At 70.3% G+C, this 15288-nt stretch carries 21 protein-coding genes, 1 tRNA gene and 1 pseudogene; 6 read left to right on the forward strand and 17 right to left on the reverse strand.

Features of this window, described 5'->3' with window-relative positions; genetic code table 11:
• Window positions 1-64: 64 nt before the first annotated feature.
• Both QMK24_RS11395 and QMK24_RS41460 read right to left on the reverse strand, forming a co-directional pair.
• Window positions 65-535, reverse strand: a complete 471-nt coding sequence (locus QMK24_RS11395; RefSeq protein ID WP_283465389.1) for a MarR family winged helix-turn-helix transcriptional regulator — start codon at window positions 533-535, stop codon at window positions 65-67.
• A gap of 198 nt (window positions 536-733) precedes the next feature.
• Window positions 734-1111: a hypothetical protein gene (locus QMK24_RS41460; RefSeq protein WP_349307803.1), complete on the reverse strand. Its 378-nt coding sequence runs from the start codon at window positions 1109-1111 to the stop codon at window positions 734-736.
• Here QMK24_RS41460 and QMK24_RS11405 point away from each other — a divergent pair.
• Window positions 1110-1298, forward strand: a complete 189-nt coding sequence (locus QMK24_RS11405; protein ID WP_283465390.1) for a hypothetical protein — start codon at window positions 1110-1112, stop codon at window positions 1296-1298. The genes QMK24_RS41460 and QMK24_RS11405 overlap by 2 nt on opposite strands.
• A 77-nt stretch (window positions 1299-1375) precedes the next feature.
• Here QMK24_RS11405 and QMK24_RS11410 read toward each other — a convergent pair whose 3' ends face one another.
• The 10 genes from QMK24_RS11410 to QMK24_RS11455 form a co-directional block, all read right to left on the reverse strand.
• A complete protein-coding gene (locus tag QMK24_RS11410; RefSeq protein ID WP_283465391.1) occupies window positions 1376-1660 on the reverse strand; it encodes a hypothetical protein in 285 nt (94 codons plus the stop codon).
• 524 nt (window positions 1661-2184) lie between these two features.
• A complete protein-coding gene (locus QMK24_RS11415) occupies window positions 2185-3015 on the reverse strand; it encodes an RNA polymerase sigma factor SigF (RefSeq protein WP_283465394.1) in 831 nt (276 codons plus the stop codon).
• A 168-nt stretch (window positions 3016-3183) separates the two neighbouring features.
• A complete protein-coding gene (locus QMK24_RS11420) occupies window positions 3184-4011 on the reverse strand; it encodes an RNA polymerase sigma factor SigF (protein WP_283465424.1) in 828 nt (275 codons plus the stop codon).
• A gap of 242 nt (window positions 4012-4253) precedes the next feature.
• Complete coding sequence (locus tag QMK24_RS11425) at window positions 4254-4547, reverse strand: Dabb family protein (RefSeq protein WP_283465396.1); 294 nt, start codon at window positions 4545-4547, stop codon at window positions 4254-4256.
• Between the two features lie 28 nt (window positions 4548-4575).
• The gene (locus QMK24_RS11430; protein ID WP_283465398.1) at window positions 4576-4740 is read right to left on the reverse strand and encodes a hypothetical protein; all 165 of its coding nucleotides are present in this window, start codon (window positions 4738-4740) and stop codon (window positions 4576-4578) included.
• A gap of 170 nt (window positions 4741-4910) precedes the next feature.
• Window positions 4911-5492, reverse strand: a complete 582-nt coding sequence (locus QMK24_RS11435) for a hypothetical protein (protein WP_283465399.1) — start codon at window positions 5490-5492, stop codon at window positions 4911-4913.
• Window positions 5493-5663: 171 nt separating this feature from the next.
• Window positions 5664-5750: transfer RNA gene (locus tag QMK24_RS11440), tRNA-Ser, on the reverse strand.
• A gap of 10 nt (window positions 5751-5760) precedes the next feature.
• Window positions 5761-6216, reverse strand: coding sequence for a tRNA adenosine(34) deaminase TadA (gene tadA / locus QMK24_RS11445; protein WP_349307804.1), 456 nt, complete (start codon window positions 6214-6216; stop codon window positions 5761-5763).
• A 146-nt stretch (window positions 6217-6362) separates the two neighbouring features.
• The gene (locus QMK24_RS11450; RefSeq protein ID WP_283465400.1) at window positions 6363-6908 is read right to left on the reverse strand and encodes a tRNA adenosine deaminase-associated protein; all 546 of its coding nucleotides are present in this window, start codon (window positions 6906-6908) and stop codon (window positions 6363-6365) included.
• A 274-nt stretch (window positions 6909-7182) separates the two neighbouring features.
• A complete protein-coding gene (locus QMK24_RS11455; protein ID WP_283465401.1) occupies window positions 7183-7416 on the reverse strand; it encodes a hypothetical protein in 234 nt (77 codons plus the stop codon).
• 145 nt (window positions 7417-7561) lie between these two features.
• Between QMK24_RS11455 and upp the strand changes: the two genes are divergently transcribed.
• The gene (gene upp, locus QMK24_RS11460; protein ID WP_283465402.1) at window positions 7562-8197 is read left to right on the forward strand and encodes a uracil phosphoribosyltransferase; all 636 of its coding nucleotides are present in this window, start codon (window positions 7562-7564) and stop codon (window positions 8195-8197) included.
• Window positions 8198-8268: 71 nt separating this feature from the next.
• Here the strand turns inward: upp and QMK24_RS11465 are convergent, their stop codons facing one another.
• The gene (locus QMK24_RS11465) at window positions 8269-8934 is read right to left on the reverse strand and encodes a LytR C-terminal domain-containing protein (RefSeq protein WP_283465403.1); all 666 of its coding nucleotides are present in this window, start codon (window positions 8932-8934) and stop codon (window positions 8269-8271) included.
• 142 nt (window positions 8935-9076) lie between these two features.
• A complete protein-coding gene (locus QMK24_RS11470) occupies window positions 9077-9373 on the reverse strand; it encodes a type II toxin-antitoxin system VapB family antitoxin (RefSeq protein ID WP_188284476.1) in 297 nt (98 codons plus the stop codon).
• A gap of 98 nt (window positions 9374-9471) precedes the next feature.
• On the opposite strand from QMK24_RS11470, the gene QMK24_RS11475 reads away from it, so the two are divergent.
• The 4 genes from QMK24_RS11475 to QMK24_RS11490 all read left to right on the forward strand — a co-directional run bounded on the left by QMK24_RS11475 (window position 9472) and on the right by QMK24_RS11490 (window position 12949).
• Entirely contained in the window at window positions 9472-10392 is a 921-nt protein-coding gene (locus tag QMK24_RS11475) for a helicase HerA-like domain-containing protein (RefSeq protein ID WP_283465406.1), read from the forward strand.
• A 70-nt stretch (window positions 10393-10462) separates the two neighbouring features.
• Window positions 10463-11041, forward strand: a complete 579-nt coding sequence (locus tag QMK24_RS11480; RefSeq protein ID WP_283465407.1) for a SigE family RNA polymerase sigma factor — start codon at window positions 10463-10465, stop codon at window positions 11039-11041.
• The gene (locus QMK24_RS11485; RefSeq protein ID WP_283465408.1) at window positions 11034-11522 is read left to right on the forward strand and encodes a hypothetical protein; all 489 of its coding nucleotides are present in this window, start codon (window positions 11034-11036) and stop codon (window positions 11520-11522) included. Before QMK24_RS11480 ends, QMK24_RS11485 begins: the two co-directional genes overlap by 8 nt.
• A gap of 140 nt (window positions 11523-11662) precedes the next feature.
• Window positions 11663-12949, forward strand: coding sequence for a mannosyltransferase family protein (locus tag QMK24_RS11490; RefSeq protein WP_283465409.1), 1287 nt, complete (start codon window positions 11663-11665; stop codon window positions 12947-12949).
• Between the two features lie 70 nt (window positions 12950-13019).
• On the opposite strand, the gene QMK24_RS11495 is transcribed toward QMK24_RS11490, so the two are convergent.
• From QMK24_RS11495 to QMK24_RS11505, 3 genes and pseudogenes are all read right to left on the reverse strand, one after another.
• Window positions 13020-14204: a thiolase family protein gene (locus tag QMK24_RS11495; protein ID WP_283465410.1), complete on the reverse strand. Its 1185-nt coding sequence runs from the start codon at window positions 14202-14204 to the stop codon at window positions 13020-13022.
• A gap of 116 nt (window positions 14205-14320) precedes the next feature.
• Window positions 14321-15142, reverse strand: a complete 822-nt coding sequence (locus QMK24_RS11500; protein ID WP_283465428.1) for an acyl-CoA thioesterase — start codon at window positions 15140-15142, stop codon at window positions 14321-14323.
• Window positions 15143-15182: 40 nt separating this feature from the next.
• Window positions 15183-15288: pseudogene (locus QMK24_RS11505) on the reverse strand (IS5/IS1182 family transposase); the annotation flags it as partial.

A 15288-nucleotide genomic window follows, 5' to 3' on the forward strand; every position in this document is an offset into this window, starting at 1 on the left:
TGCCCGCCGTGGGCTTCCGCCTCCCGCACACCGGCTGGTGTGGTTGTAGCCATCGTCATCCTCTTCAATTCGCGTGTGTACGGGGTGGGTGGGCGTGAGCCCCGGTCCGGCAGTCGCCGAAACTCAGGCGCAGCCGGTCCAGCAGGCCGGTCAGCTGGTCGACGTCGTCGTCGGACCAATCACTCAGATGGGCCGCCAGCACCTCTGCGGCACGGTCGGAAGAGGCGGCGAGCACCTTTTCGCCGTGCGGGTTCAGGCGCAGCAGCCGGGATCGTCTGTCCAGGGCGTCGGGAGTGCGGTCGATCCAGCCGCGCTCCACGAGATGCGCGACATGTCGGCTGGTGACCGACATGTCGACATCGAGGTACTCGGCCAGTCGGCTCATCCGCATCTCGCCGTGACGGCCGAGGATGGTGAGCGCCGCGACGGTCGCGGGCGGGGTCTCGGGCGGCAGCGCCCGGCCCACTTCCCTGCCGACGGCGATGACGACGCGCAGCTGGCGTGCGAGCTCCGCGCAGTGCTCCTTCGTCGCCACAGCCCCGCCGTCCTCCCGCCCAGCTCAATTGGTTGCCTTGAGCAACTGTATGGGTGGTTAGTTGCTACAGGCAAATGTATTTGGGCCGGAACCGGTAAAGAGTCCCCAAAAGAACCGCCCGCCTCCGGTAAAGGACGGCGGGCGGTCCAGGGGGTGGTCTACGTGCGGCCTGGAGGCGAAGCGCGACGTAACCGCAGGTCAGGCGGACGCGGCTGTCAGCTTGTCCAGCTCCTCGACCGTCAGCTTCAGATCCGCCACCGCCGCCACCGCCGCCACCGCTGCCACCGCCGGCAGCTGCTCCAGGGAGCGCGCGCTGGCGATCGCGACGCCCGTCCGGTACTTGCCGGTCAGGAGGCCCGAGGCCAGCCCGTAGTACGGAACCGACGACAGGCCGTGCGAGGCGACGACCTCGGCCATCGCGCCCTCGTAGCCGTCGCGCTGGAAGGTATTCCTGTGACCAGGGGGACGGCGGGCTCCGTGGCCGGCGGGGGGCGGGTCCGGGGTGGTCCGCGCGGCTCCCGCGGCCGTACCCGGGGGTGCCCGGGATTCCGCTTGTTCGCTAGGGTCGGGCAGCATGTCGAACCCTGAGAACAACTACGACCCCGCCGGCGACACCCAGATGTTCCGCGCCTTCGTCGAGGAGCCGCAGCAACAGCAGGTCCAGCAGGCCCGGACCGGCTCCAGCAGCCGGACGGGTCTGATCATCGGCATCGTCGTGGCCGTCCTGGTGATTGCCGGGGTCGTCGCGCTCGCGATGCGCTGACAGCGGCCCGCCGCCCGCTCCCCTGTCCCTCATCCCGCACGTACTCCCGCGTCCCTCCCGCGTCCCTCCCGCGTCCCTCACGCAAGGGTGACGTCCCGGGTTTCGATGTGCATGCCCAGCGGCACCCGCCAGGCGTCCACGCAGATTTCCCAGGTCTGAACCTTCGCGGTGCCGCCCGTCAGCGGCACCGGCACCGGCTTCGTGGTCTCGATCGTCGCCCAGTCGATGCCGAGGATGCCGATGATGTGGGTGCCGAACGTGACGCTGCCCGAAGTGGCCGCTCTGCCGCCGGAATTGGTGAAGGTGACCGTCACCTTCTCGCACCACCGATCCGCGGCCGGAGCGCGCTGCGGCGTGCTCACGGTCAGTCGCGCGGGAGCCGCGGGGGGAGTGGGGCCGGGCGGGGTGGTGCCCGGCGGTGCGGGCGCAGTCGAGCCCGTGCCCGGACGGGACCCACCGCTCCCGGGCGTGCCGGCGCTGCCGGGCGTGCTCCCCTGCGTCGATCCCCGTGTGGTTCCCGGGCCTGTGCCCGGAGTCGTGCCAGGGGTTTCCCCCGTCGTGCCCGGAGTCGATCCGGGAGTCGTTCCAGGTGCGGACGGGGCACCGCTGCCGGGGCCCGGTGGAGCCGGGCCGTCCAGCGGCACCATCACGACCGGACCGTCCGGCGGTACGTCCCCCGTCGCGCCGTCCTGCGAGGGACCGACCCCGCCGACCGCCACGTACCCGTCGTCGCCTGCCCTTCCGCAGCCGGCCGTCGTCATCGCCAGCAGCAGGCATACGCCGACCACCGGGACGCCGAGTGTCGCACTCCGTCGGCCAGACATCCGTGCTATCGCGACCATCGCGCCAGTCTACTGACGGAACGTCAGCAGGTCACCGCACCGGTCTATTCCGCTGTCAGGCCTTCCCGGAGCTGGGCGAGGGTGCGGGTGAGCAGCCGGGAGACGTGCATCTGGGAGATGCCGACCTCCTCGCCGATCTGCGACTGCGTCATGTTCGCGAAGAACCGCAGCATGATGATCTGGCGCTCACGCGGCGGCAGTTGAGCCAGCAGCGGCTTGAGCGATTCGCGGTACTCCACGCCTTCCAGCGCGGTGTCCTCGTAGCCGAGCCGGTCCGCGAGGGTGCCCTCGCCGCCGTCGTCCTCGGGCGGTGGTGAGTCCAGCGAGCTCGCGGTGTAGGCGTTGCCGACCGCGAGGCCGTCGACCACGTCCTCCTCGGACACGCCCAGGCAGACGGCCAGTTCGGCCACCGTCGGCGACCGGTCCAGCTTCTGCGCGAGCTCGTCGCTCGCCTTGGTGAGCGCCAGCCGCAGCTCCTGGAGTCTCCGCGGTACCCGCACCGACCACGAGGTGTCGCGGAAGAACCGCTTCACCTCGCCGACGATGGTGGGCATCGCGAACGTCGGGAACTCCACGCCGCGGTTGCAGTCGAAGCGGTCGATCGCCTTGATCAGGCCGATCGTGCCCACTTGGACGATGTCTTCCATCGGCTCGTTGCGGCTGCGGAAGCGGGCTGCCGCGTACCGGACAAGTGGAAGATTCAGCTCGATGAGAGTGTCACGCACATAGGTACGTTCCGGGCTGTCCGGTTCCAGTTCCGCGAGGCGCAGAAACAGTGAACGGGACAGTGTGCGGGTGTCGATGGCTTCGCCGGTGCGTGCATCGATTGGTGCGCTGGTACGGCGCACCTGAGGACTGCCCACCTGAACGGACATGCCACCCCCTTGAGGTCGCGGACGGGTGTCGCGAGCGACGGTTTGTTCCTCCACCTGAATACCGGAGGCCGGGTCGCGACAAACGCGGTTCCTGCAGAATGTCACATGTCGGCAACACGCTGTAGCGCCAAGTCGACATATCCCTGCAGGATGGTTCATCCCCAAGGGTTACGCTTCGAGCTGGTTTGCGGACCTCAGCCGGGCGAAGCTGCGGGACAGCAGCCGGGACACATGCATCTGCGAGACGCCCAGCTCCGCACTGATCTGGGACTGCGTCAGATTCCCGAAGTAGCGCAGCATCAGGATCCGCCGCTCCCGTTCCGGCAGCTGCACGAGCAGATGCCTGACCAGGTCGCGGTGCTCGACCCCCACCAGCGCCGGATCCTCGTACCCGAGCCGGTCCAGCAGCCCCGGCGCCCCGTCGCCCTCCTGGGCGGCCTCCAGCGACGTGGCGTGGTACGCCCGCCCCGCCTCCAGGCAGGCCAGCACCTCCTCCTCGGCCAGCTTCAGCCGCTCGGCGATCTCGCCGGTGGTCGGCGACCGCCCGTGCAGCACTGTCAGATCCTCGATCGCCCCGCTCACCTGCACCCACAGCTCGTGCAGCCGGCGCGGTACGTGGACGGTGCGCACGTTGTCCCTGAAGTAACGTTTGATCTCCCCCACCACGGTGGGCATGGCGAAGGTCGGGAACTGAACTCCGCGCTCCGGATCGAACCGGTCGATCGCGTTGATCAGCCCGATGGTGCCCACCTGGACCACGTCCTCCATGGGCTCGTTACGGCTCCGGAAGCGGGCCGCCGCATAGCGCACCAGGGGCAGATTGACCTCGATCAGCGCGGCGCGCACGCGTACGTGTTCGGGCGTCCCGGGTTCGAGCCCGGAGATCTCCTCGAACAGCACCGTCGTCAGCGCGCGCGCCTCCGCGGCGTTGGTATTGGGCGTACTGGTCCTACTGCGGGCGAAAGTTGTTGACGCGGTACGGGCCGACACGGACACACCACCCCTCATCGGTCCACTCATCCGGCAAAAGCGGTCATAGCATCACAATTCATGTGCACTGTACGCAAGCACCGAATAACGCCGTGTTGGGCGGCGAGTTGGCCTTGACCGGGCACGACAAAGCCCCCCGCCCGGTGGGCGAGGGGCTGCGCGACAAGCGGTGCGACCGGTCGTGGAACGGGCCCGGACCCGGCCGGGGGCCCATGGGGCGGCCGGGGCGGGCGGTCCGGCCGGAGCCGTCAGAAGGGGTAGTCGGCGATCACCCAGGTCGCGAATTCACGCCACTGGCCCGCCGCCGCCTGGTGTGCGGGGTGTTCCAGGTACGTCTTCAGATCGGCGGCGTCCGCGACCGATGAGTTGATCGCGAAGTCGTACGCGATCGGCCGGTCCGTGAAGTTCCAGCCGCATTCCCACGAGGTCAGCTCGGGGATCAGCGCCCCGAGTTCCTCGAACGCCTTCGCGCCGGCGACGACGCGGGGCTCGTCCCGGCCGACGCCGTCATTGAGCTTGAACAGGACCAGATGGCGGATCACGCGGGACTCCTCACCGGCACCGCACCGATCAGTTGACCAGCTGGTGCATGAACTCTCCGATGCCGCGGGCGGCGTTCGAAATGCCCTCGAACCCTACCTGCACAAGATCGGCGGCGCGCGCCGGCTGCGTGATGATCGTGTACAGCACAAAGACCACGAGAATGTACATGGTGACCTTTTTCGCCTGCGCCATACCCCTTGCCTCCCCGGCAGCAGCGGCAGCCCTCTACCGGCTGACCTGAGCGTGCGATCGGTGGAGTCTATCCATCGAACGGCCTATTCAGCCGAACAGCCAACCGTTTAACCGGCGCTCAAGGGTGAAGATCCCCGGAATCCAGGCCGCTGACGGTCGGAAGCCGACGGTCAGAAGCCGCCGCAGGTGGCGACCGCGAACGGGCCGGTGGCGGTCGCCGTCTTGGGGGTCCCGTTGTCCACGGTGACCGAACACTTGGCCGTGCCGCCCGCCTCCCCGGTGGTGACGACGAGGGACCCGCCCTTCACAAAGCCCTTCGTGGTCAGCTCCTTCCGCCACGGCAGCGTCCTCGCGGTCTCCTCGCTCGTCGACAGGTTGTCGTTGTTCCAGGTGGAGTAGGAGATCGTGACGCCGGTGGCGTCGCCCGTGACTTCGTACGTCACCTTGACGGTCTTCGAACTCTCATGGACGACCGTGGCGAAGAGCAGCGCGCATCCGCCGACCACCAGCAGCACCAGCACGAGCACCACCCACGGCCACGTACGCCGTTTCCTCGCCGGCGGCTGCTGCCACTGCCCGGGCGGCGGCGGAGGCCACTGCCCACCCGGCGGCGGAGGCCGCTGCTGCCACTGCCCCCCGGACCCCCCGGGCTGCTGCCACTGCCCGGGCGGCTGCTGCGGGGGCTGCCCCTGGCCCCACCGCGGCTGCTGCGGATCGGGAGGGGGCTCCTGCCCCGGGGTGGATTGGCTCATGGCCTCAGCGTCCGCGTGTTCGATCGTCTGCGCGATCCGGCCGCCGGAATGTGCGGCCATCCAGGCGACGCGCGGAACGGCCTGGCTCACGGCCTCGGCGCTGGGACGACGAAAGCCCCGGCTCGCATGAGCCGGGGCTTTCGTCTTTACTGCTTCTTACCTGCTCAAGAGCGGTAGCGGTGGGATTTGAACCCACGGTGAAGTTGCCCCCACACACGCTTTCGAGGCGTGCTCCTTAGGCCACTCGGACACGCTACCGAGAGAGAGCTTAGCCCACGTGAGGGCGTGCTCCGAAATCGCCCGAGCGGAAGAAGCGGGTGAGCAGGGCGGCGCACTCGTCGGCGAGTACGCCCTGGATGACTTCGGGCCGGTGGTTGAGGCGGCGGTCGCGGACGACGTCCCAGAGGGAGCCGACGGCGCCGCCCTTCTCGTCGACCGCGCCGTAGACGACGCGGTCGAGGCGGGAGAGGACGATCGCGCCCGCGCACATGGTGCACGGCTCCAGGGTGACGACGAGGGTGCAGCCGCTCAGCCGCCATTCCCCGACGGCCTTGGCGGCGTCGCGGATGGCGAGGACCTCGGCGTGGGCGGTCGGATCGCCGGTCGCCTCGCGCTCGTTGCGGCCGCGGCCGATGACCGCGCCGTCCGGGCCGAGCACGACCGCGCCCACCGGCACGTCGCCGGTGCGCGGGGCGAGGCCGGCCTCTTCCAGGGCATGGCGCATCGCCCCGGTCCACGGGTCACGAATCGGGTCACGAATCGGGTCACGAATCGGGTCGGGAATCGGGTCGGGAATCGGTTGTCGTGCCGGTTCTCCGGCCGCTTCGCGTGCCGGTTCTCGTGGAGGACCGGGAGGGGGTGGTGCGGTGCTCAGCGGACCGCCTCCAGTACGTCGGCACATCCGATCGCCTCGGCGATCTCACCGAGTGCCTCGCCGGTGAGCGCGCCGTCACCGCTGAGGTCCAGCAGTTCCTTCTCGCTCATGCCGAGATCGGACAGCAGGCCGGCTTCGCCGAGCGGGCCGGCCGGCACATGGTCCTCGGTGGGGCCGGGGACCGCGTCCTCATCGGCGTCGTCGTTGTCGCCGTCCTCGGTACCGTCGAGGTCGACCAGATCGTCTAGGGGATCCTCGGGATCCCTGCCGAGCAGTTCGTCGGTGAGCAGGATCTCTCCGTACGAACTGCGGGCTGCGGCGGCGGCATCGGACACGTAGATCCTGGGATCCTCTTCACCGTCCACACGGATGACGCCGAACCAGGCGTCCTCCTGCTCGATGAAGACCAGAACCGTTTCCTCCTCGGCGATGGCCGCACGGGCCAGGTCGCTCAGATCACCAAGGGTTTCCACATCGTCGAGATCAGGCTCGCTCGCTTGCCAACCGTCCTCGTTGCGCGCGAGCAGTGCGGCGAAGTACACCGTGACTCTCCCACAGGTCTCAGGCCGTCCGGACCGGGTGGGGAGCATCCCACCCACTCGGCATCGTGGCAGAAACCTGGGCTTTGCGAAGGGTCTTCCGCACTGCGACGTGCCAGGTCTTCATCACGTCGGACGGTGGAGCACCGTCGGCGGGGCGTCGGCGGGGCGTCCGCGAGCGGTCCGCGAGCCGTCCGCAGGCCGTATGCACAACGGCTTCCGGGCCGTCCCCGGGACTCCGCGGGTTGTGCCGCAGGGGCGCCCGTACTGCCCAGGATTACCAGCGGAAGGTGCGCATTCGCATCTGCTGCCGCATCCGCGCGGCGCGGGCCCTGCGCGGCTGTACCCGCTCGCGCAGCTCCTTGGCCTCGTTGAGTTCCCGCAGAAACATCACCCGGCGTCTGCGGCGTTCCGCGTCGCGCTCTTCCTGCGCGCTTTTCCGCGTGTCCTTCGTGTCGTCCTGCGTGTTCTGCGCTTCCGGCTGTTCCGGTTGGACGCTCCGCTCCGGCATGAGGCACCACCCGTGGGGGTCGGGTCACCCGGGGGACGCTCCGGGCGTATGTGCACAGTTTCCCTCTCCCGCGCGGTTTGATGCGTGATCGGTGTGGCAAGCGAGCGGCGGCGGGGACCCCGCGGTCTCGGTTAATGTCGAGGGCATGCGGATCCACGTAGTCGACCACCCGCTGGTCGCGCACAAGCTCACCACCCTGCGCGACGAGCGCACCGACTCGCCGACCTTCCGGCGGCTGGCCGATGAACTCGTCACTCTGCTCGCCTACGAGGCGACCCGTGACGTGCGCACCGAGCAGGTCGACATCCGGACCCCGGTCGCGGCGACCACCGGCGTCCGGCTCTCGTACCCACGCCCGCTCGTCGTCCCGATCCTGCGCGCCGGTCTCGGCATGCTGGACGGCATGGTCCGGCTGCTGCCGACCGCCGAGGTCGGCTTCTTGGGCATGATCCGCGACGAGGAGACCCTCGAGGCGAAGACGTACGCCACCCGCATGCCGCAGGACCTCTCCGGCCGCCAGGTGTACGTGGTCGACCCGATGCTGGCCACCGGCGGCACGCTGCTCGCTGCCATCAACCTGCTCATCGAGCGCGGCGCGGACGATGTCACCGCGATCGTGCTGCTCGCGGCGCCGGAGGGTCTCGAGGTCATGGAGCGGGAGCTGGCGGGCAAGCCGGTGACTGTCGTCACGGCCTCGGTCGACGAGGGGCTCAACGAGAACAGCTACATCGTTCCGGGGCTGGGCGACGCCGGCGACCGGCTGTACGGCACCGCCGGCTAGCCGCCGGGCCGGGATATCGGCCCGTCGCCAATGTCGTGTTGTGAGCCCGTCCGGCGATTGAGGACACGGCGTTAGCAGCCCGGTGATGCCTTAGCGGGAGGCGCCGCCGCGGCTACCAGGGCTTTCTCCACGTCCTTCGGGTCGGCCAGCTTCGTGTAGGCCGTTCCGATCAGCAGATCCACGCCCGGGTCCGTCCGTTTCGGGTCGATCCTCACCGTGGAGCCGGCGACCTGCGTGCCGACGACCCGTGCCGCCTGCTCGGCGGCGGGGCCCGCCACGACCAGCGCCGCGTCCTTGACCTTCTTGTCGTACTCGATCGGGGCGTTGCCGAACTTGCCGACGCGGAAGCCGCGCTTCGCCAGCTCGTCGGCCGTGGTCTTCGCCAGGCCGCCCTTCGCCGTCGCGTTGAAGACGTTGAGCCCGATCGTCGCCGGCTTGGGCAACGGGGCGGGTTTGCCGGACGGCGTGGGCGTCGCCGTGGGCTTGCAGCTCGGTGGGGCCGCCGCGTGTGCCTGCGGTGAGACCTTGTCCTTGCCGTCGCCGGTGAAGACGTCGATGAGTTGCAGCGTCCCCCAGCCGATCAGGCCGAGCACCACCACCGAGGCGACAATGGCGAGGGCGGTACGGCCGCGCCTCTTCGGGCGACCCATCCGCGGGTACTGATTTCCGGTGATCCGGTACTTCCCGCCCATGCCGGAAGGGGTGAGCATGCTCATGAGCGCAGCGTAATGCGCCATCGGCCTGAGCGTACTAAATGATCAACGAATGGCGGACAGCCGAACCCGAAAGGTTGAACGGCCGCGCCTGAACGGCCCCTCGAACGGACCCTGAACGAGCGCTCCGCGCAGCCCGAGTGGGGAGTTGGACGCGGTGGTGCCGTCAGTCCATTTCCAGGACGCGGGCATGCAGAACCTGGCGCTGCTGCAGCGCCGCCCGTACCGCCCGGTGCAGGCCGTCCTCGAGGTAGAGATCGCCGCGCCACTTCACGACATGCGCGAAGAGGTCGCCGTAGAACGTGGAGTCCTCGGCGAGCAGCGTTTCCAGGTCGAGCTGGCCCTTGGTGGTGACCAGCTGGTCGAGGCGTACCGGACGCGGAGCGACATCCGCCCACTCTCGCGTGCTGACCCGGCCGTGGTCGGGGTACGGCCGCCCGTTTCCGATGCGCTTGAAGATCACACGGAAAGCCTACCGGGCAAGCCCGTGCGGGCGCAGCAGTGGCGGAGGAGTGCATAGGTGGCAATTACGTCGATAGCAGGATCTAGCGGGAGCCTGCCATGACCGATCCGCAAGCCCAGACGGCACCTCCGGCTGATTCCCCCGCCGTTTCACGCGTTCCTGACGCGCCTTCCGACGCCTCCGCCACTCCGCCCGCCGATCTGCCCGGGCCCGCCGCCGGGATCGTGGCGGGGTACCCCTTCACCGGACCGGCGCTCGATCTGGGCGCTCTGCTGTGGGACGGCACGTGCCACGCCGGCGCGCAGATCCGGATCCCGCTGGGCATGCTCAACCGGCACGGCCTCGTCGCGGGCGCCACCGGCACCGGCAAGACCAAGCCGCTGCAGCTCATCGCCGAGCAGTTGTCGGCCAACGGGGTGCCGGTCGGCATCTTCTTCGTCACCCAGTCCCCGAAGGACGTGCCCTCCGACGTCCTTGCCCAGCTCGGCAACCGCATCCAGCACGCACTGCGCGCCTTCACCCCCGAGGACGCCAAGGCGCTCAAGGCGACCGTCTCCACGTTCCCCAACTCCGCCTACGACCTCGGCGAGCTGCTGACGGCGCTGGGCACCGGCGAGGCCGTCGTCACCGTCCTCAGCGAGAACGGCGCGCCGACCCCGGTCGCCGCCACCCGGCTGCGTGCGCCGCAGTCCCTGATGGGGCCCATCGACGCGGCCGCGCTCGACACGGCCGTCAAGGCCTCGCCGCTGTACTCCCGCTACGCCCAGGCCATCGACCGCGAATCGGCCTATGAGAAGCTCAACGCCGACGCCGCAGCCGAGGCGGCTTCGGCCCCGGTCTCCGGCCCCGAGCCCGCGAAGGCGCCAGCCAAGGGTGAGACGAGCGTCGTGGAACAGGTCGTCGGCAGCGGCGTCTTCAAGTCCCTGGCCCGCTCGCTGGCCCGCTCGCTGGCCCGCTCGCTGGGCACCCAGCTGGGCCGCGAGATCAGCCGCTCCCTCTTCGGAACCCGCAAGCGCTGACGGATCGGCTGACGGATGGGCTGAAATTTTTTCGGCATCTGCTGTCAACCGGCTGCGGGGGCCCAGGCGTATGCCTGGTAAGGGCCGAAAGATTTTGGAGCAAGTGTTGACCGTCGAGGAGTTCGAGGAGTTCTACGCGCATGCGGCCAGCCGCCTCACCGGTCAGCTCTATGTGATGCTCGGCGACCTGCATGAGGCGCAGGACGTCGTGCAGGAGGCATTCGTACGGGGCTGGAGCCGGCGCCGACAGCTCTCCGGGACCGGATCTCCTGAGGCGTGGATCCGTACGGTCGCCTGGCGGCTCGCGGTGAGCCGCTGGCGTGGACGCCGGCGCTCGGACGAGGCGTGGCAGCGGCACGGCGGCCCGCCGCCCGTCGAAGGACCGGGTCCGGGGCCGGTGGCGCTCGTATCGGCGATTCGCGAGCTGTCGCCGCGACAGCGGCGGACGGTCGTCCTGCATTACGTGTGCGACCTGTCCGTCGATCAGATCGCCGCCGAGACCGGCCTGTCCAGCGGCACCGTCAAGACGCATCTGTCCCGGGGGCGGGCCGCGCTCGCCGGCCGTCTGCAGGATCCCCGGGAGACGGGCGATCCGCACGATCATCACGATCATCACGATTCGCACGCCGAGGAGGTACCCGGTGCCTGAGCCTCATGAGCCTCGCGACCCGCTGGCGGCCGCGTTCAAGAGCGCTGCCGCTGCCGGGCGGGCCGGGGCGGTTCCCGTACCGGTCTCCGTGATCATGGCGCGCGGTGACCGGGTCCGGCTCCGCCGGTTCGCCTCGTTCGCCGTCGCCGCCTGCCTGGCCGTGTGCGGGACGAGCGTGGCCACGGCGATGTGGTTGCCCTCCGACGGCACGGGGGGCGGCATCCCCGCCACATCGCCGTCCGGATCGTTCTCGGATCCCGCACCGTCGGCGATGCCGTCGTCGACGCCGTCGCCCACCCAGTCGCGCACCGGGGCGCCGCTCGACACGGCTACCGGAACGGCGGCCGGGACGCAGACCGGGACTCCGTCCGGGCCGTCGTCCACCTCGTCCACCTCGCCCACCTCCCACTCGACCGCACTGGGTTCAGCGACCGGTGCTCCCACCCGCAACGCCGAACGGACCACCGCTCCGCCGCCGTAGCGGGTCCAAGCCCTTCCATATCGCGCCGCCCGCTTCCCGCTTCCATCCGACGGCCCCCGCCGCCGGGTGATCCCGCACGCCCGCCACCCGCCGCCCGCGGCACCTTGGCGCGCCCCGATGTCCTCGCAAGGAGCCGAACCATGGCCATAGCACCAGCCCGGCAGACGCTGGCGGGGCAGCCACCCACAGGTCTGCCCGTCCGTGAGGCCGAGGCCGCGTCGCGCCGTAGCCGTCTCATCCCGTTCAGCGCCGCGGACCGGGCCGTACTGTGGCTCTACCTGTTCACCCGCACCGGGATCTGGGTCACGGCCTACTGCACCGGCTGGCTGTTCACCGGTGACGGCACGTCCAAACAGGCCCCGCCTCTGATGTCGCGGTGGGAGCAATGGGACTGGGCGTACTTCGTCCGTATCGCCCAATACGGCTACTTCGACGGCCCATTGGGGCCCGGATCCGCCCACCCGGACAACCGCGAGGCGTTCTTCCCGGGTTTCCCCCTGCTGCTGCGCGCAGTCCACGCGGTCGTCCGCGACTGGACCCTGGCAGGTCTGCTGATCTCCTTCGTCGCAGGCGGCGTGGCCGTGCTGGCTCTCGGGCGGATCGCGCGCCTCGAACTCCGCGACAGGGTTCCGGGCCGGGTTCGCGACGGGCTCCGGGACAGCGTCCGGGAAGGCGCCGGGGACATCGAGATCGGGCCGCGCGCCGTCCTCTTCCTGCTGCTCTCGCCCTGCGCGGTGTTCCTGGCGGTCGGCTACAGCGAAGCTCTCTTCCTGGCATTTGCGCTGCCCGCCTGGCTGGCCGCGAGGAAGGGCAACTGGCCGCAGGCGGCGCTCCTGGCCTTCTTCGCCACCTCCGTCCGGATCAGCGGACTCTTCCTCGTGGCGGCCCTGGCCGTCCAGTTCGCCACGGCCGGCGACCTGCGCCGCCGCCTGCGCTCCCTGCCCTGGCTGGCGGTCCCTGTCCTCCCCGCCCTCGGTTACGCCTGGTATCTGCAGACCCGCACCGGCGACTGGATGGCATGGAAGCACGCGCAGGAACGGGGCTGGTACCGGCAGTTCCACGCGCCCTGGGACGCGTGGTCCAACACCTGGGACGCGGCCTTCTCCGCCACCTACACCACGGGATACGCCCTGCTGTTCCGGGCCGAACTCGTCGCCATGGTGGTCGGAGTTCTGCTGCTCGGCGTTCTGTTGATACGCCGTCGTTGGCCGGAGGCGGCCTACATCGGCCTCACCCTGTGGGCGCTGGGCACCTCGTACTGGTACATGTCCATCCCCCGGGCGTCCCTCCTGTGGTGGCCGCTGTGGATCGGACTGGCGCGCTGGAGTCTGCGCCGCCCATGGGTCAGAACCGCTTACATCTGCGTGGCCGCTCCCCTGATGACCGTCCTCGCCGTGGCCTTCACCTCCGGCCGGTGGGCCGGGTGACACTGCCGGCGTCCGCTACGCGCCGCGGCTTCAGGTCTTCAGGTCTTCAGGTCTTCATGGCTTCAGGTCTTCATGACAGGTTCTCCAGGATGGTGGCGTTGGCGAGGCCGCCGGCCTCGCACATGGTCTGCAGGGCGTAGCGGGCACCGCGCAGGCTCATGGCGTTGACGAGGGTGATCATCAGGCGGGTGCCGCTGGCTCCGAGAGGGTGGCCGAGGGCGATGGCGCCGCCGTTGACGTTGACCTTGGCGGGATCGGTGCCGGTCTCCTGCAGCCAGGCCAGGACCACGCTGGCGAAGGCCTCGTTCACCTCGAACAGGTCGATGTCGTCGAGCCGGAGTCCGGCCCGGCGCAGCACCTTCTCGGTGGCGGGGATGACGCCGGTCAGCATGAGCAGCGGGTCGGAGCCGGTGACGGCGAAGCTGTGCAACCGGGCCTTGGGCCGCAGGCCGAGCCGGGTGGCGGTCTCGCTGGAGGTGATGAGTACGGCCGAGGCGCCGTCATTGACCGGGCTGCTGTTGCCCGCCGTCACCGACCAGTCGATCTGCGGGAAGCGCTCGGCGAAGGCGGGGTCGGCGAAGGAGGGGCGGAGCCCGGCGAGTATCTCCGGTGTGGTGCCAGGGCGTACGGATTCATCGGCGGTGACCAGGCCCGCGTCCGTCATGACGGGGGCGATCTCGGCGTCGAACAGCCCGTCGGCGTGTGCCGTGGCCGCGCGCCGGTGGGAGGTGGTGGCGAAGGCGTCCATCTGCTCACGGCGGATCGACCACTTGGCAGCGATCAACTCGGCGCTGATGCCCTGCGGGACGAGACCTTCGGGGTAGCGGGCCGCGACGCCGGGGCCGAAGGGGTCGGCGCCGGGCGGCACGTTGGACCACATCGGCACCCGGCTCATCGACTCGACTCCGCAGGCCACCACCAGGTCGTACGCCCCGGAGATCACGCCCTGGGCGGCGAAGTGGACGGCCTGCTGCGAGGAGCCGCACTGCCGGTCGATGGTGGTCGCAGGGACGGAGTCCGGGAATCCGGCCGACAGCCAGGCGTAGCGCGTCGTATTCATGGCCTGCTCGCCGACCTGGTCGACGCAGCCGCCGACCACGTCGTCGACGAGTGCGGGGTCGATCCCGCTGCGGCCGACAAGGGCGCGCAGGGTATGGGCGAGCAGTTCGACGGGATGCACACCCGCGAGCGCGCCGGTCGCCCGGCCCTTTCCGATGGGGGTTCGTACGGCTTCCACGATGACGGCGTCGCGCATGAGCTTTTCTCCTTCTCCTCGGGGGGCGGGGGGCGGGGGCGCGGGTGCGGCTGCGGTTCTAGCGGCTGGGTTTTGAGGGGCGGGCTTCGAGCGGTTGAGCGGTGAGCGGTTGTGCGTCAGGCCGGTTCCGGCAGGATCCGGCGGGCCTGCCGGCCCAGCCCGAGCAGCCGGCCGTCCGCTGCCCAGACGGCGCTGTCGTCGACCGCCCAGCCGCTGCCCGCGTGCTCGGTGCGGATGCGTACCAGGGCCCATCCCCCGACGGGGCCGTGGTCCAGGGCGTCGCCGAAGTGGACGGTCAGTTCGGCCGACGGGACGGGCCGTGGTGTGGTCCAGCGGGCGAAGAGCGCCGGCGGCAGGGTATCCGCGAGGACGACCACGGCCTCCGCGTCCAGCGGGCGGCCGTCGGCGAAGCGCACCCAGGCGACCAGCTCGGCGCGGTCGCCGCCGGCGAGCGGCCGGGCCGTGGTGGCCGGGCGGATCTCCAGGTGCCGTGCGAACTCCGCCAGTCGCAGCGGCAGTTCCAGGGCTTCGCAGTCGTCGGCTCCGGGCACCGCGGGGGCCCGGCTGTCGTCGCCGTCGTGCGAGGGTCCGCCGGGCCGGGGCGCGCCGAAGACCGCCGAGCCCAGCAGCGCCGCCGCGCCGCCCTGCTCGCCGGTGAACGAGGCGACGCAGGTGCCGCGCCCTGCCCGCTCGACGGTGGCCGACAGCGTGAGGGGGCGGTCGTCGACCGGCGCGAGGAAGTGCGTGGTCAGCGACCGGACGGCCCGGTCCTCGCCCTGGTCCTGGTCCTGGTCCGCGTCGGCGTTCGCGTCCTCGCCGAGTTGCCCGCCGAGTTGCCCGCCGAGCTGCGCGGCGAGCCGGGTGCGCATGACGGTCAGGCCCAGCGCTGCCAGGTATCCGCCGTGGGCACCGGCCCACGACCACCACGAGCGATCGATCGTGACGGTCGCTGTCGCTTTAGACCGACCGGCAAATGGATCACTTGAGCCGCCGGGTGGTGGGGCGGCCGTCCCAGCGATAGCGGCTCGTCGCTCGGCGAATCAGCATACGGAGCGTGACGAGGGCTGCGGCGAGGTAGAGGTAG

The organism is Streptomyces sp. PH10-H1 (assembly GCF_030063355.1).
Taxonomy (GTDB): domain Bacteria; phylum Actinomycetota; class Actinomycetes; order Streptomycetales; family Streptomycetaceae; genus Actinacidiphila.

Coding starts and splice junctions, on each gene's coding strand:
- QMK24_RS11405 (WP_283465390.1), top strand. CDS start 1,110: ATGTCGAACCCTGAGAACAACTACGACCCCGCCGGCGACACCCAGATG.
- QMK24_RS41460 (WP_349307803.1), bottom strand. CDS start 1,111: ATGCTGCCCGACCCTAGCGAACAAGCGGAATCCCGGGCACCCCCGGGT.
- QMK24_RS11415 (WP_283465394.1), bottom strand. CDS start 3,015: ATGTCCGTTCAGGTGGGCAGTCCTCAGGTGCGCCGTACCAGCGCACCA.
- QMK24_RS11430 (WP_283465398.1), bottom strand. CDS start 4,740: ATGGCGCAGGCGAAAAAGGTCACCATGTACATTCTCGTGGTCTTTGTG.
- QMK24_RS11435 (WP_283465399.1), bottom strand. CDS start 5,492: ATGAGCCAATCCACCCCGGGGCAGGAGCCCCCTCCCGATCCGCAGCAG.
- tadA (WP_349307804.1), bottom strand. CDS start 6,216: ATGCGCCATGCCCTGGAAGAGGCCGGCCTCGCCCCGCGCACCGGCGAC.
- QMK24_RS11455 (WP_283465401.1), bottom strand. CDS start 7,416: ATGCCGGAGCGGAGCGTCCAACCGGAACAGCCGGAAGCGCAGAACACG.
- upp (WP_283465402.1), top strand. CDS start 7,562: ATGCGGATCCACGTAGTCGACCACCCGCTGGTCGCGCACAAGCTCACC.
- QMK24_RS11465 (WP_283465403.1), bottom strand. CDS start 8,934: ATGGCGCATTACGCTGCGCTCATGAGCATGCTCACCCCTTCCGGCATG.
- QMK24_RS11475 (WP_283465406.1), top strand. CDS start 9,472: ATGACCGATCCGCAAGCCCAGACGGCACCTCCGGCTGATTCCCCCGCC.
- QMK24_RS11480 (WP_283465407.1), top strand. CDS start 10,463: ATGCCTGGTAAGGGCCGAAAGATTTTGGAGCAAGTGTTGACCGTCGAG.
- QMK24_RS11490 (WP_283465409.1), top strand. CDS start 11,663: ATGGCCATAGCACCAGCCCGGCAGACGCTGGCGGGGCAGCCACCCACA.
- QMK24_RS11495 (WP_283465410.1), bottom strand. CDS start 14,204: ATGCGCGACGCCGTCATCGTGGAAGCCGTACGAACCCCCATCGGAAAG.